General features: G+C 63.7%; 14 protein-coding genes and 1 tRNA gene. 9 read left to right on the top strand and 6 right to left on the bottom strand.

What is annotated here, in order from left to right; translation table 11 throughout:
• Nucleotides 1-78: 78 nt before the first annotated feature.
• Genes murI through hemA form a run of 5 tightly spaced genes read right to left on the bottom strand, consistent with a single transcriptional unit; the run spans nt 79 to nt 4,807 of the window.
• Complete coding sequence (gene murI / locus ACPZMI_RS08525) at nt 79-879, bottom strand: glutamate racemase (protein ID WP_186667648.1); 801 nt, start codon at nt 877-879, stop codon at nt 79-81.
• Complete coding sequence (locus ACPZMI_RS08520) at nt 872-1,627, bottom strand: molybdopterin-synthase adenylyltransferase MoeB (RefSeq protein ID WP_186667647.1); 756 nt, start codon at nt 1,625-1,627, stop codon at nt 872-874. Before ACPZMI_RS08520 ends, murI begins: the two co-directional genes overlap by 8 nt.
• Nucleotides 1,621-2,451 (bottom strand): peptide chain release factor N(5)-glutamine methyltransferase, encoded by an 831-nt coding sequence (gene prmC / locus ACPZMI_RS08515; protein ID WP_186667646.1) that lies wholly within the window; start codon nt 2,449-2,451, stop codon nt 1,621-1,623. The genes ACPZMI_RS08520 and prmC overlap by 7 nt, the downstream gene beginning before the upstream one ends.
• Nucleotides 2,451-3,533: a peptide chain release factor 1 gene (gene prfA, locus ACPZMI_RS08510; protein WP_186667645.1), complete on the bottom strand. Its 1,083-nt coding sequence runs from the start codon at nt 3,531-3,533 to the stop codon at nt 2,451-2,453. Before prfA ends, prmC begins: the two co-directional genes overlap by 1 nt.
• Nucleotides 3,530-4,807, bottom strand: coding sequence for a glutamyl-tRNA reductase (gene hemA, locus ACPZMI_RS08505; protein WP_186711212.1), 1,278 nt, complete (start codon nt 4,805-4,807; stop codon nt 3,530-3,532). The genes prfA and hemA overlap by 4 nt, the downstream gene beginning before the upstream one ends.
• Before the next feature lie 273 nt (nt 4,808-5,080).
• Between hemA and ACPZMI_RS08500 the strand changes: the two genes are divergently transcribed.
• The 9 genes from ACPZMI_RS08500 (at nt 5,081) to ACPZMI_RS08460 (ending at nt 12,609) form a co-directional block, all read left to right on the top strand.
• The gene (locus tag ACPZMI_RS08500; protein WP_186667644.1) at nt 5,081-6,808 is read left to right on the top strand and encodes a tetratricopeptide repeat protein; all 1,728 of its coding nucleotides are present in this window, start codon (nt 5,081-5,083) and stop codon (nt 6,806-6,808) included.
• 3 nt (nt 6,809-6,811) lie between these two features.
• Nucleotides 6,812-7,429 carry a lipoprotein insertase outer membrane protein LolB gene (gene lolB, locus ACPZMI_RS08495; protein ID WP_186667643.1) on the top strand — a complete coding sequence of 206 codons (618 nt, stop codon included), beginning with the start codon at nt 6,812-6,814 and terminating at the stop codon, nt 7,427-7,429.
• 4 nt (nt 7,430-7,433) lie between these two features.
• Nucleotides 7,434-8,294 (top strand): 4-(cytidine 5'-diphospho)-2-C-methyl-D-erythritol kinase, encoded by an 861-nt coding sequence (gene ispE, locus ACPZMI_RS08490; RefSeq protein ID WP_426352038.1) that lies wholly within the window; start codon nt 7,434-7,436, stop codon nt 8,292-8,294.
• Nucleotides 8,295-8,314: 20 nt separating this feature from the next.
• Nucleotides 8,315-8,389 (top strand) — tRNA-Gln (locus ACPZMI_RS08485).
• Between the two features lie 47 nt (nt 8,390-8,436).
• Nucleotides 8,437-9,378: a ribose-phosphate pyrophosphokinase gene (locus ACPZMI_RS08480; RefSeq protein ID WP_029614333.1), complete on the top strand. Its 942-nt coding sequence runs from the start codon at nt 8,437-8,439 to the stop codon at nt 9,376-9,378.
• A 121-nt stretch (nt 9,379-9,499) separates the two neighbouring features.
• A complete protein-coding gene (locus ACPZMI_RS08475) occupies nt 9,500-10,099 on the top strand; it encodes a 50S ribosomal protein L25/general stress protein Ctc (RefSeq protein WP_426352037.1) in 600 nt (199 codons plus the stop codon).
• 80 nt (nt 10,100-10,179) lie between these two features.
• Nucleotides 10,180-10,764 (top strand): aminoacyl-tRNA hydrolase, encoded by a 585-nt coding sequence (gene pth, locus ACPZMI_RS08470; RefSeq protein ID WP_054894616.1) that lies wholly within the window; start codon nt 10,180-10,182, stop codon nt 10,762-10,764.
• A gap of 22 nt (nt 10,765-10,786) precedes the next feature.
• A complete protein-coding gene (ychF, locus tag ACPZMI_RS08465; RefSeq protein ID WP_186667640.1) occupies nt 10,787-11,887 on the top strand; it encodes a redox-regulated ATPase YchF in 1,101 nt (366 codons plus the stop codon).
• Nucleotides 11,888-12,141: 254 nt separating this feature from the next.
• Nucleotides 12,142-12,609 (top strand): DoxX family protein, encoded by a 468-nt coding sequence (locus ACPZMI_RS08460; protein WP_186711643.1) that lies wholly within the window; start codon nt 12,142-12,144, stop codon nt 12,607-12,609.
• 31 nt (nt 12,610-12,640) lie between these two features.
• Here the strand turns inward: ACPZMI_RS08460 and ACPZMI_RS08455 are convergent, their stop codons facing one another.
• Nucleotides 12,641-13,657, bottom strand: coding sequence for a 1-aminocyclopropane-1-carboxylate deaminase (locus ACPZMI_RS08455; protein WP_186711642.1), 1,017 nt, complete (start codon nt 13,655-13,657; stop codon nt 12,641-12,643).
• Nucleotides 13,658-13,801: the final 144 nt, after the last annotated feature.

The raw sequence follows: 13,801 nt of genomic DNA, 5'->3' as shown, positions 1-13,801 counted from the left end.
CCTGTGAACCAGGCAAAATGATAGAAATCGACATTAGGACGATAGTTCAGCTTGTGTGCGGGAGATTTCAGCTATTTTTTACAGGTCGAACGCGCTGACCTGTTCTACAGACCCGTACCACAGCACCGGCAGGATTTCGCGAAGGTGCTGCGGCGCAGCGCTACTGTAGAAGGCCGCCTCGCGTGAAGGCCCCTCGGCAAGCAGGTCGCGGGCGCTCAACAAGCGCTGCAACTGGCGCGCCACCGCAGCGCCCGTGTCGATGATAGCCACATCCGAGGGCACCATTTCGGCCAACAGCGGGCGCAGGAAGGGGTAGTGAGTGCATCCGAGGATCAGCGTGTCGCAGCCCGCCGCCAGCAGCGGCTGTACGTACCCCTGCAGCATTGCACGCAGCTTCGGGCTGCCCAGATCGCCTGTCTCGATCAACTCCACCAGCCCCGGGCACGGCTGGGTCACGACCTGTACATCGCTGGCGAATCGGTCGAGCAACGCGGCAAATTTTGCGCTCTGCAAGGTGCCGGTGGTGGCCAGGACGCCGACCACGCCGGAGCGTGTCGCCGCGGCGGCCGGCTTGACCGCAGGTTCCATGCCCACCAACGGCCAATCGGGGTAGCGTTCGCGCAAGTCGGCCACGGCCGCCACGGTCGCGGTATTGCACGCCAGGACCATGGCCTTGGCACCGCGAGCATGGAAGAACTCGGCGATGCGCCGGCAGCGCTCCCGGATGTAGTCGGGGGATTTCTCGCCATAGGGTACGTGACCGCAATCGGCCACGTAGAGCAGCGATTCGTTGGGCAGCAAGCGGCGAATCTCGGCGAGCACCGACAAGCCACCGACCCCCGAATCCATCACGCCCACCGGCGCCGAGCGATCAGCCATGGCGATCGCCACACACCGTGCAGGCCGGATCACGCTTGACCCGCAGCTCACGCATGCGCGTGCCGAGGGCATCGATCAGCAGCAGGCGGCCCACCAGGGGCTCGCCGAACCCGGCCAGCAGCTTCAGCGCTTCCAACGCCTGCAAGCTGCCGACCAGCCCTACCAGAGGACCGATCACGCCGGCTTCGCTGCAGGTCAGCTCGGCCTCGCTGCCATGGCCATAGAGGCAGTGATAGCAAGGGCTGTAGTCGCGGCGGGGGTCGAACACCGACAACTGCCCTTCCAGGCGAATCGCCGCGCCGCTCACCAACGGCTTGCCGGCCGCCACGCACGCGGCGTTGACCGACTCACGGGTGGCGAAATTGTCGGAGCAGTCCAGCACCAGGTCCACCGCCGCCACCGCCGCAGCCAAGGAGTCGTCGTCCAGGGCATGGCGATGGGCGACCAGCGTGACTTCCGGGTTGATCGCCTGCAGGCGCTGCAGCGCCGAATCGACCTTGCTCATGCCGACGCTGCCGCTGTCATGGAGGACCTGGCGTTGCAGGTTGGTCAGGTCGACCGTATCGAAGTCGGCCAGGTGCAATTCACCCACGCCGGCAGCCGCCAGGTAGAGCGCGACCGGCGACCCCAGGCCACCAAGCCCGACCACCAGGGCCTTGCTCTGCTTGAGCCGCAACTGGCCGTCGATGTCGACCTGCGACAGCAGGATCTGCCGGCTATAGCGCAACAGCTCCTGGTCGCTCAGCATGGCAGGCGCCCCAGGGAAATACGTTCGTGGCCGCCCAGGTCGCGGCGGCTGTCCACGTCGATGAAACCGCTGCCAACCAGCAGGTCGCGCACGGCGGCCGCCTGGTCGTAGCCATGCTCGAGCAGCAACCAGCCGCCAGGCAACAGGTGCTGCGGCGCCTGGGCGATGATCAGGCGCAGATCGTCAAGGCCATCGGGGCCGGCCACCAGCGCACTGCTGGGCTCGAAACGCACATCGCCCTCGCTCAGGTGTGGATCTTCGGCGGCAATGTAGGGCGGGTTGCTGAGGATCAGGTCGAAGCGCTCGTCGGCCAGGGCGTCGAACCAGTGACTGCTGCGCACCTGGACATTCGCCAGGTGCAGACGCTCGCGGTTGCGCTCGGCCAGAGCCACGGCCTCGTCGATGCGATCGACCGCCGTCACCTGCCAGGCCGGGCACTCGCTCGCCAGGGCCAGAGCGATGGCGCCGCTGCCGGTGCCAAGATCCAGCACCCGGGCAGGTTTGGCAGGCACCCGTTCGAGCGCGACCTCCACCAGCAGCTCGGTGTCCGGCCGAGGGATCAGGGTGTGCGGCGCGACTTCAAGGTCGAGCTTCCAGAAGCCCTGCTGACCGAGAATGTACGCCACCGGCTCACCTGCACGACGGCGCTCGAGAAAAGCCGCGAACGTCTGCGCCGCCTCACTGCTGACGATGCGCTCGGGCCAGGTGTGCAGGTAGCTGCGCGACTTGCCCAAGGCAGCGGACAACAACAACTCCGCGTCCAGGCGCTCGGTCGGCGAATCGGGCAATTGCGCGTTGCGCAGCAGGCTGGCGATGATGGTCATCAGTCCCCCAGGGCGGCCAGTTGATCGGCCTGGTATTCGGCCAGCAAGGGTTCGATCACGGCATCGACGCCACCGGCGAGCACATCGTCGAGGGAGTAGAGCGTCAGGTTGATGCGATGGTCGGTCACCCGACCCTGCGGGTAGTTGTAGGTGCGGATGCGCTCGGAGCGGTCGCCCGACCCCACCAGCAGCTTGCGCTCGCTGGCAATCGCATTCTGCGCGGCGCTGGTCTGCATGTCGTTGAGCTTGGCCGACAGCCAGGACATGGCGCGGGCGCGGTTCTTGTGCTGGGAACGCTCTTCCTGGCACTCGACGACGATACCGGTCGGCAAGTGGGTGATGCGGATCGCCGAATCGGTCTTGTTCACGTGCTGACCACCGGCACCGGAGGCGCGGTAGGTGTCTATGCGCAGGTCGGCCGGGTTGATCTCGATCGCGGCCTGCTCGTCAGGCTCGGCCAGCACCGCCACGGTGCAGGCGGACGTGTGGATGCGACCCTGCGATTCGGTTTCCGGCACCCGCTGCACGCGGTGCGCACCAGACTCGAACTTGAGCTTGCCGTATACGCTGTCGCCCTCGACGCGGGCGATGATTTCCTTGTAGCCGCCGTGCTCACCCTCGTTTTCGGAGAGAATCTCGAGGCGCCAGCCACGCTTCTCGGCGTAGCGCGAGTACATGCGGAACAAATCGCCGGAAAAGATCGCAGCCTCGTCGCCGCCGGTGCCGGCGCGGATTTCGAGGAACACGTTGCGCCCGTCGTTGGGGTCCTTGGGCAGCAGCATGCGCTGCAACTGCGACTCCAGGACGACGAGTTGCTCCTTGGCGTCGCGCACTTCCTCCACGGCCATCTCACGCAGGTCCGGGTCGCTGTCCTTGAGCAGCGCCTGGGCGCCCTCCAGATCCTCCTGGACCTTGCACCACTCCTTGTAGGCGACGAACACCGGCTCGACTTCGGCATATTCACGGGAATAGGCGCGGAAACGGGTCTGGTCGGAAATGACTTCGGCATCACCCAGCAGGGCGGTGAGTTCTTCGAAGCGGTCCTGGAGGATGTCCAGTTTTTTCAGCAGCGACGCTTTCATTGCGTGGGTTTGTCCGTCGAGCCCTCGTGGAGGGCAAAGAGTTCCTGGGCCATGGCCAGCGCATCGACGCGGCCTTCGGCAGAGAGCTTTTTCAGTTGCACGCTGGGCGCGTGCAACAGCTTGTTGGTCAAGCCGCGGGCCAGTTGGGCGAGTACTTCTTCGGGGTTGCCGCCGTTGGCCAGCAGGCGCTGGGCTTTTTGCAGTTCCTCATCGCGTAGCCGCTCGCTTTGCTGACGGTAGGCCTTGAGCACGTCCACCGCAGCCAGCTCGCGCAGGCGCGCCATGAAATCCTCGGCACCGAGATTGACCAGCTCTTCGGCGGCCTGGGCTGCACCCTGGCGGCTCTTGAGGTTTTCGGCGACGACCTCGTGCAGATCGTCGACAGTATAAAGGTAGACGTCGTCCAGCTCGCCCACCTGCGGCTCGATGTCCCGCGGCACAGCGATGTCGACCATGAAGATCGGCTTGTGCCGGCGCTGCTTCAGCGCGCTCTCGACCGCACCCTTGCCAAGAATGGGCAGCTGGCTGGCGGTGGAACTGATGACGATATCGCTGTTGGCGAGCTCCTGGGGGATGTCCGCCAGCAGCACGGCATGGGCACCGAACTGCTCGGCGAGGATGCTGGCTCGCTCGAGCGTGCGGTTGGCGACGACGATCCGCTTGACCCCCTGCTCGTGCAGGTGGCGGGCGACCAGGGTGATGGTTTCACCGGCACCGATCAGCAAGGCCTGGCTGCGGCCCAGGTCGGCGAAGATCTGCTTGGCCAGGCTGACCGCGGCAAAGGCGACCGAAACCGGGTTCTCACCGATGGCGGTGTCGGTGCGCACCTGCTTGGCGGCACTGAAGGTGGCCTGGAACAGGCGCCCGAGCAGCGGACCGATGGTGCCGGCCTCGCGGGCCACTGCGTAGGCCGACTTCATCTGGCCGAGGATCTGCGGCTCGCCCAGCACCAGCGAGTCGAGCCCGGAGGCGACACGCATCATGTGCTTGACCGCATCGTGCTCTTCGTGAACGTAGGCGCTGGCACGCAGTTCGTCGAGGCTCAGGCGATGGTAGGCGGCCAGCCATTGCAGCACGGCGTCGGCGCTGAGCTGGTCCTGCTCTATATAAAGCTCACTGCGGTTGCAGGTCGACAGGATCGCCGCCTCGCGGCTGGCGGTCAGTCGGCAGAGCTGCTGCAGGGCATCGACCAGTTGCTCGGGCGTAAACGCCACGCGCTCGCGTACGTCTACCGAGGCAGTCTTGTGGTTGATACCGAGGGCGAGAAAGGCCATGCAAGGTCGCTGGTTGGGACGGGAAGCCGATAATTGTCCTACTTCGCAGGATTCAGGACAACCACCGTTCGCTATTGTCGTGATGAGCCTGGGCTATCTCGAGGCCTGCGGACAAGGCGCGAATCAAGGCCAGGCACCTGCCGCAACCAGTTGTGGTAGCGGGCCTGCCCGCCGAACATCCCGCGCCCGGCGCGGTCACACACTTCGCGGGTGGGTTTGCCCCCGCGCTTGTGTCATCATGCTCCGACCGCCGGTTAGTCCACCAAAGCCTCTATGAACAGACCCTACGCATTGCTGCTTGCCTTCGCCCTGCTCCAGGGCTGCCAGAGCCTGACCCCGCACAAGAGCGAGGATCAGCAAGCTGTTGCCGAAGCCGACAAGCCCGAGGCGAAAGCGCCTGTGGTGTATGGATCGTTCAAGCAGGACACACTCTACAGCCTGCTGGTGGCTGAGCTTGCCGGCCAGCGCAATCGCTTCGACATTGCCCTGGCCAACTATGTCGACCAGGCGCAAAAAACCCAGGATCCGGCCGTCTCCGAGCGCGCCTACCGCATCGCCGAGTACCTAGGAGCCGACGAACCGGCCCTCGACACCGCGCTGATCTGGGCCCGCAACGACCCGCAGAGCCTCGACGCCCAGCGCGCCGCAGCGATCCAGCTGGCCCGTTCCGGGCGCTACGACGACGCCATGGCCTATATGGAGAAAGTGCTTCAGGGCCAGGGCGACACCCACTTCGACTTCCTCGCCCTGTCTGCCGCCGAAACCGACCAGAGCACCCGCGACGGGCTGATGCAAAGCTTCGATCGCCTACTGGTCAAGTACCCGGACAACGGCCAGCTGGTCTTCGGCAAGGCCCTGCTGCTCAACCAGGACGGCAAGACCGAACAAGCACTCGAACTGCTCGAAAGCCACCCGCCACGCAATGGCGAAATTGCGCCGATCCTGCTGCGCGCGCGCCTGCTCCAGGCCCTGGACCGTGGCGACGAGGCCCTGCCACTGCTGCGCGGGGCGATTCGCGACAATCCGGACGACAAGCGCCTGCGCCTCACCTATGCGCGCACGCTGGTCGAGCAAGACCGCATCACCGACGCCAAGGCCGAGTTCGAGAACCTGCTGCAACAGTACCCGGATGACGACGAGCTGCGTTATTCGCTGGCCCTGGTGAGCATGGAGAACAAGAACTGGGACGAGGCCGAAGGCTATCTGCAGGAACTGGTCGAGCGCGACAGCAACGTCGACGCCGCGCACCTGAACCTCGGCCGCATTCGCGAAGAACGCAACCTGCCGGCAGCGGCCCTGCGCGAGTATGCGCTGGTCGGCCCAGGCCCGGACTACCTGGCCGCGCAATTGCGCCAAGCCGACATCCTGATCGCCAACGGCCGCAGCGCCGAGGCCTCGCGCCACCTGGCCGAAGCCCGCGAAGCACAGCCCGACTATGCGATCCAGCTCTACCTCATCGAGGCCGAGACCCTGGGTAACAATGGCAAGGAAGCCCAGGCCGACCAGGTACTGCAGCAGGCCATCAAACGCTACCCCGACGACCTCAATCTGCTCTACACCCGCGCCATGCTGGCGGAGAAGCGCGACGACCTGCCGCAGATGGAAAAAGACCTGCGCGCCATCATCGCCCGCGAGCCGGAAAACGCCATGGCCCTCAACGCCCTGGGCTACACCCTGGCCGACCGCACCACACGCTATGGCGAGGCCAAAGCACTGATCGACAAAGCCCACCAGCTCACCCCGGACGATCCTGCGGTGCTCGACAGCCTGGGCTGGGTCAATTATCGCCTGGGCAACCTGGACGAGGCCGAACGCCTGTTGCGCCAGGCGCTGGAGCGTTTCCCCGACCATGAAGTCGCCGCCCATCTGGGCGAGGTGCTGTGGGCCAACGGCAAACGCCGCGAAGCCCGCCAGGTCTGGGCCAAGGCCTTCGCCGAGCAGCCCGACAGCCCTATCCTGCGCAAGACCGTCCTGCGCCTGACCGGATCCGAGAACCTCTAAATCATGCGTTTGCGTCATCTCATCACCTTCGCCCTCATCGCCCTGCTCACCGGCTGCGCCGGTTTTGGCACCCGTGAAGCCGTCCAGGGCAAGGGCAGCCCGCAACAGTGGCGCGAACACAAGCAACAATTGAGCACCCTCGACGGCTGGCAGATCAACGGCAAGGTCGGCATCCGTGCCCCGCGTGACTCGGGCAGCGGTACGCTGTTCTGGCTGCAGCGCCAGGACTACTACGACATTCGCCTGGCAGGTCCTCTGGGTCGTGGCGCCGCACGCCTGACCGGCCGCCCCGGCGGCGTGGTGCTGGAAGTGGCCAACCAGGGTCGCTACGAAGCAGCGAACCCCGAAGCCTTGCTCGAAGAGCAACTCGGCTGGCGCCTGCCGGTGTCGCATCTGGTCTGGTGGGTCCGCGGCCTTCCGGCCCCCGACAGCAAGAGCCAGCTGACCCTCGATGGCGACAGCCGCCTGGCCCGCCTCACCCAGGACGGCTGGGAAGTCGAATACCTGAGCTACATCGAGCAGAACGGCTACTGGCTGCCCGAGCGCCTCAAGCTGCGCGGCGAAAACCTCGACGTCACCCTGGTGGTCAAGGACTGGCAACCCCGCCAGCTGGGACACTGATCCGATGCACAGGCTCACCCTGCCCGCCCCGGCCAAGCTCAACCTGTGGCTGCACATTACCGGCCGACGTGCCGACGGCTACCATGAGCTGGAAACCGTGTTCCAGTTCCTCGACCACGCCGACCAGTTGAGCTTCGAGCTGCGCGACGATGGCCTGATCCGCCTGAACACCGAGATCGCCGATGTCCCCCACGACAGCAACCTGATCGTGCGCGCAGCGCGCAAGCTGCAGGAACAGTCCGGCACGCAACTGGGTGTCGACATCTGGCTCGAAAAGATCCTGCCCATGGGCGGCGGTATCGGTGGCGGCAGCTCCGATGCGGCCACTACCCTGCTCGCCCTGCACCATCTCTGGCAGCTCGACTGGCCGGTCGACCGCCTCGCTGCGCTGGGGCTGACACTGGGCGCAGATGTGCCGGTGTTCGTACGCGGTCACGCCGCCTTCGCCCAGGGTGTCGGCGAACAGCTGACCCCGGTTGATCCTGAAGAACCTTGGTATGTCGTGCTGGTGCCGCAAGTGTCTGTCAGCACAGCGGAAATTTTTTCGCATCCAGAGTTGACACGTGATTCCCTCCCCCTTAAGATGCGCCCCGTTCCCGAGGGAAACAGTCGAAATGACTGCCAACCGGTGGTAGAGCAACGTTATCCAGAAGTTCGCAATGCGCTGAATTCGCTGGGTAAATTTACGGAAGCTCGAATGACCGGCACTGGAAGTTGCGTGTTTGGGGCCTTCCCAAGCAAAGCCGAAGCTGATAGAGTTCTGGCCCTTCTTTCAGAGACCCAAACAGGGTTTGTGGCAAAAGGAAGCAATGTTTCGATGTTGCATCGCAAGCTGCAAGGTCTGATCAAGAAGTCGAGCGCATAAGCGTTCGCAGCAACAGATACAGGGGCGTCGCCAAGCGGTAAGGCAGCAGGTTTTGATCCTGCCATGCGTTGGTTCGAATCCAGCCGCCCCTGCCATTTTCCTTATACTCATCCAGGTTACCCTCAGCCTTCAGGTACTGCGCGTGTCCAAGATGATGGTCTTCACGGGGAATGCCAACCCCGATCTGGCTCGGCGTGTAGTACGTCAGCTGCATATCCCACTGGGTGATGTTTCTGTCGGTAAATTCTCCGACGGCGAAATCAGCACTGAGATTAATGAAAACGTCCGCGGTAAAGACGTCTTTATCATTCAGCCGACTTGCGCTCCGACCAACGATAATCTGATGGAACTGGTAGTGATGGCCGACGCCTTCCGCCGCTCCTCAGCTTCCCGAATCACCGCCGTGATTCCTTACTTCGGATACGCCCGCCAGGACCGCCGTCCGCGTTCGGCACGTGTAGCCATCAGCGCCAAAGTCGTCGCTGACATGCTCACTGTCGTGGGTATCGACCGTGTTCTCACCGTCGACCTGCACGCTGACCAGATCCAGGGGTTCTTCGATATTCCTGTCGACAACATCTACGGCTCGCCCGTACTGGTCGACGATATCGAAGACCAGCGTTTCGATAATCTCATGATCGTCTCCCCCGACATCGGTGGTGTGGTGCGTGCACGCGCCGTCGCCAAGTCGCTGGGCGTCGACCTGGGTATCATCGACAAGCGCCGCGAGAAAGCGAACCACTCCGAGGTGATGCATATCATCGGCGACGTCGAAGGACGCACCTGCATCCTGGTAGACGACATGGTCGACACCGCCGGCACCCTGTGCCACGCGGCCAAGGCCCTGAAAGACCACGGCGCAGCCAAGGTCTACGCCTATTGCACCCACCCGGTTCTGTCGGGTCGTGCGATCGAGAACATCGAGAAGTCGGTGCTCGACGAGCTGGTGGTGACCAACACCATCCCGCTGTCCGCCGCTGCTCAAGCCTGTGACCGTATCCGCCAGCTGGATATCGCACCGGTAGTCGCTGAGGCGGTCCGCCGCATCAGCAACGAAGAATCGATCAGCGCGATGTTCCGCTAAGCGGAACGCACGCTGACGAAAAGCGCCCCGCCCCGGCATCGATGTCGGGGCGGGGCTTTTTTGCCATCCCCGTCCGGCGCTGGTCGCAAACGCCCTCGGGGGGCTATTTTGGAGAAACAAAATGACTGATTTCACCCTGAACGCCCAAGCGCGTACTGACCTGGGGAAAGGTGCGAGCCGCCGCCTGCGTCACTCCGCCAACATCCCAGCCGTTGTCTACGGTGGTAACAAGGACGCCGAGTCCCTGACCATCCTGGCCAAGGAAATCACCAAGCTGTTCGAAGACGAGGCTGCCTTCAGCCACGTTCTGCAGCTGAACGTCGACGGCACCAAGCAAGACGTCATCGTCAAGGCCCTGCAGCGCCACCCGGCCAAAGGCTTCATCATGCACGCCGACTTCGTTCGCGTCGTTGCTGGCCAGAAGCTGACCGCCAAGGTTCCGGTTCACTTCGTTGGTGAAGAAGCCCCGATCAAGAAAGGCGGCGAGATCTCCCACGTAGAATCCGAGATCGAAGTTTCCTGCGAAGCCAAAGACCTGCCTGAGTTCATCGAAGTCGACCTGTCCAAGGCCGAAATCGGCACCATCATCCACCTGTCGGACCTGAAAGCTCCGAAAGGCGTAGAGTTCGTCGCTCTGGCCCACGGTGATGACAAAGCCGTTGCCAACGTTCACGCCCCACGCGTGTCCGCTGAAGCTGCTGAAGAAGGCGCTGCCGAGTAATCCACTCGCACGCCGGCGTTGATCGGGTTACAGTGCCGCACGCACCGTAACCCACCAACTCCAAGGAAAGAGCCCCTGACGTGACCGCCATCCAGTTGATCGTCGGCCTGGGTAACCCCGGCCCCGAATACGAACAGACCCGGCATAACGCAGGGGCTCTTTTCGTTGAACGCATTGCCAGCGCCCAGCGCGTTTCGCTGTCTGCTGACAAAAAGTATTTTGGCCTGACGGCTAAGTTCAGCCATCAAGGCAACGATGTTCGCCTGCTGATTCCCACCACCTACATGAACCGCAGCGGCCAGTCCGTGGCGGCCTTGGCCAATTTCTTCCGCATCAAGCCGGAAGCGATCCTGGTGGCGCATGACGAACTCGACCTGCCTCCCGGCGTCGCCAAGCTCAAGCGTGGCGGCGGGCATGGCGGGCACAACGGCCTGCGCGACATCATCGCGCAGCTCGGCAACCAGAACGACTTCCACCGCCTGCGGCTTGGCATTGGCCACCCGGGCGACGCCAAACTGGTCTCCAACTTCGTCCTGGGCCGCGCGCCGCGCGCCGAGCAGGAGAAGCTCGACGCCAGCATCGATTTTGCCCTCGGCGTGCTGCCGGACGTACTGGCCGGCGACTTCGCCAAGGCCATGCGCGAACTGCACAGCCAGAAGGCCTGACTTTCTAGAAAGGGGAATTCCCATGGGTTTCAATTGCGGCATCGTCGGCCTGCCCAACGTCGGCAAGTCCACCCTGTTCAACGCCCTGACCAAATCCGGTATCGCGGCGGAGAACTTCCCCTTCTGCACCATCGAGCCGAACAGCGGCATCGTGCCAATGCCCGACGCACGCCTGGCGGCGCTGGCCGAGATCGTCAAGCCGAACCGCATCCTGCCGACCACCATGGAGTTCGTCGACATCGCGGGTCTGGTCGCCGGTGCTTCCAAGGGTGAAGGCCTGGGCAACAAGTTCCTCGCCAACATCCGCGAGACCGACGCCATCGCCCATGTAGTGCGCTGCTTCGAAGACGAGAACGTGATCCACGTCTCCAACAGCGTCGACCCCAAGCGCGACATCGAGATCATCGACCTCGAACTGATCTTCGCCGACCTCGACAGCTGCGAGAAGCAACTGCAGAAGGTCGCTCGCAACGCCAAGGGCGGCGACAAGGAAGCCCTCGCACAGAAGGCCTTGCTGGAAAAGCTGATCCCGCACTTCACCGAAGGCAAGCCTGCGCGCAGCCTGATGAAGCATATGGCTGACGACGAGAAGGCTGCCATCCGCGGCTTCCACCTGCTGACCAGCAAGCCGGTCATGTACATCGCCAACGTTGCCGAGGACGGCTTCGACAACAACCCGCACCTGGACGTGGTGAAAGCCATCGCCGAGGAAGAAGGCGCGGTCGTGGTGCCGGTGTGCAACAAGATCGAAGCGGAGATCGCCGAGCTGGAAGACGGCGAGGAGAAGGACATGTTCCTCGAGGCCCTGGGCCTTGAAGAACCCGGCCTGAACCGCGTGATTCGCGCCGGCTACGAGCTGCTCAACCTGCAGACCTACTTCACCGCCGGTGTACAGGAAGTGCGCGCCTGGACCGTCCGCGTCGGCGCCACCGCCCCGCAAGCCGCCGGTGTCATCCACACCGACTTCGAGAAAGGCTTCATCCGTGCCGAAGTGGTCGCCTATGACGACTTCATCCAGTTCAAGGGTGAAGGCGGTGCCAAGGAAGCCGGCAAATGGCGCCTGGAAGGCAAGGACTACATCGTCAAGGACGGTGATGTGATGCACTTCCGCTTCAACGTCTGATCGCGCTGCAGGAGCATTCGGTACGCCGTCTCACTCCGAGCCAATAAAAAACCGCGCCTTTGCGCGGTTTTTTATTGGCAATTGGAAGCCTCGATGGGCGAGGGGCCGCTAGGCGAACATCACGGCTACTGTTAATGCAGCTGGAATTGACAAGTCCAATCCGCCCGCTTTATCCCGCCGGCATCAACCACCATCATTGAGTCAGCCGCTCCACTGCCGACCATCGACGCAAGCAACACTGCGAGGGCTCGAACATGACCAGCATTCCCCGCGACACCCCGTCATCCGTCCGCAATCTTCAGGCACGCCTGGAGCCGGTGTTCTACGCCCTGCTGCGCGCTGTACTGGGCATCGTCATGTTCACCCACGGGCTGCCCAAGCTGCTGGGTGACTCACATGGCTCGATGGCCGATCCGATGGCCAGTTCGACCCACCTCATCGGCAACGTGATGGGCCTGCCGTTCGCCGCCGAACTGGCGTTTCTGGTGATGCTGCTGGAAACCGTCGGCGCGCTGATGCTCGTCGTCGGCGTGCTGACCCGGCCCGTTGCCCTGGCCATGGCCGCGGAGATGGTCGGGATCAGCTACGCCCTCGGTCCGACCTGGCCGTGGGTGGACCGGGGCATCGAATATCCGGTGATCCTCGGCAGCCTGGCGTTGTACATGGCCATCCGGGGCGGCGGACGCTTTGCCTTGGATCACAGGTTGTGGCACGGGCGCTAAGTGCAACGCGATCCGTTCAGGCGACGCTCGATCAGCCGTTGCGGAACAGGAAGCTGTAGGCGTTGAGTGCCGGCACACCGCCCAGGTGCGCATACAGCACCCGCGAACCTTCGGGGAATTCGCCATCGCGCACCATGCCGATCATCCCCGCCATCGACTTGCCCTCGTACACGGGGTCGGTCAGCACCCCCTCCAGCCGGCCACACAGGCGGATCGCTTCCAGCGTGCCCTCGTTCGGCAGCCCATATTCGGGGTAGGCGTAGCGGGTATCGAGCACCACATCGTCCTCGGTGATCTCGCGCCCCAGGTCCACCAGCTCGGCGGTGTGACGTGCGATGCGCAGGATCTGCGCCTTGGTCTGCTCCGGCTTGGCTGAAGCGTCGATGCCGATCACCCGCTGCGAGCGCCCATCGGCGGCAAAACCGACCACCATGCCCGCCTGAGTGCTGCCGGTAACCGAACACACCACGATGTAGTCGAACTTGAAGCCCAGCTCCGCCTCCTGCTGGCGTACTTCCTCGGCAAAGCCGACAAAGCCCAGCCCGCCGTAGGGGTGCTCGGAGCACCCTGCCGGAATCGGGAACGGCTTGCCGCCCTTGGCGCGAACATCCGCCATCGCCTGCTCCCAGCTGGGGCGGATACCGATGTCGAAGCCCGCGCTGTCGAGCCGCACATCGGCCCCCATGATGCGTGACATCTCGATATTGCCGACACGGTCATACACAGCGTCGGAGTAGTTCACCCAGTTTTCCTGCACCAGCACGCACTTCATGCCCAGGTGCGCGGCCACTGCGGCGACCTGGCGCGTCTGGTTCGACTGGATGCCGCCGATCGACACCAAGGTGTCGCAGCCTTGTTGCAGCGCCTCGGGGATCAGGTATTCGAGCTTGCGTGTCTTGTTGCCACCAAAGGCCAGGCCGCTGTTGCAGTCCTCGCGTTTGGCATAGAGCTCGACCTTGCCCCCCAGGTGGGCACTCAAGCGCTTGAGCGGGGTGATCGGGGAGGGACCGAAGGTCAGCGGGTAACGCTCGTAGCGACTCAGGTTCATGGTTGTGCTCCCAGTTGCGAAACACGCGGATCGCGGGCTCCGATAGGGTCAATGCTAGGGAGGTTGGTGGAAAAACGGGTTGCAAGTTTTCCCTGAATTTCGAGCTATTGTTTTATTGATCGATCATTTCACTTCGCTTTGTTG

The sequence above is a fragment of the Pseudomonas wayambapalatensis genome (genome assembly GCF_049942315.1).
GTDB classification, from domain to species: Bacteria; Pseudomonadota; Gammaproteobacteria; order Pseudomonadales; family Pseudomonadaceae; genus Aquipseudomonas; species Aquipseudomonas wayambapalatensis.
The sequence above is the reverse complement of the archived record's forward strand: the minus strand, read 5'-3'. Positions and strand labels throughout refer to the sequence as shown.

Coding starts and splice junctions, on each gene's coding strand:
- murI (WP_186667648.1), bottom strand. CDS start 879: ATGGCTGATCGCTCGGCGCCGGTGGGCGTGATGGATTCGGGGGTCGGT.
- ACPZMI_RS08520 (WP_186667647.1), bottom strand. CDS start 1,627: ATGCTGAGCGACCAGGAGCTGTTGCGCTATAGCCGGCAGATCCTGCTG.
- prmC (WP_186667646.1), bottom strand. CDS start 2,451: ATGACCATCATCGCCAGCCTGCTGCGCAACGCGCAATTGCCCGATTCG.
- prfA (WP_186667645.1), bottom strand. CDS start 3,533: ATGAAAGCGTCGCTGCTGAAAAAACTGGACATCCTCCAGGACCGCTTC.
- hemA (WP_186711212.1), bottom strand. CDS start 4,807: ATGGCCTTTCTCGCCCTCGGTATCAACCACAAGACTGCCTCGGTAGAC.
- ACPZMI_RS08500 (WP_186667644.1), top strand. CDS start 5,081: ATGAACAGACCCTACGCATTGCTGCTTGCCTTCGCCCTGCTCCAGGGC.
- lolB (WP_186667643.1), top strand. CDS start 6,812: ATGCGTTTGCGTCATCTCATCACCTTCGCCCTCATCGCCCTGCTCACC.
- ispE (WP_426352038.1), top strand. CDS start 7,434: ATGCACAGGCTCACCCTGCCCGCCCCGGCCAAGCTCAACCTGTGGCTG.
- ACPZMI_RS08475 (WP_426352037.1), top strand. CDS start 9,500: ATGACTGATTTCACCCTGAACGCCCAAGCGCGTACTGACCTGGGGAAA.
- ychF (WP_186667640.1), top strand. CDS start 10,787: ATGGGTTTCAATTGCGGCATCGTCGGCCTGCCCAACGTCGGCAAGTCC.
- ACPZMI_RS08460 (WP_186711643.1), top strand. CDS start 12,142: ATGACCAGCATTCCCCGCGACACCCCGTCATCCGTCCGCAATCTTCAG.
- ACPZMI_RS08455 (WP_186711642.1), bottom strand. CDS start 13,657: ATGAACCTGAGTCGCTACGAGCGTTACCCGCTGACCTTCGGTCCCTCC.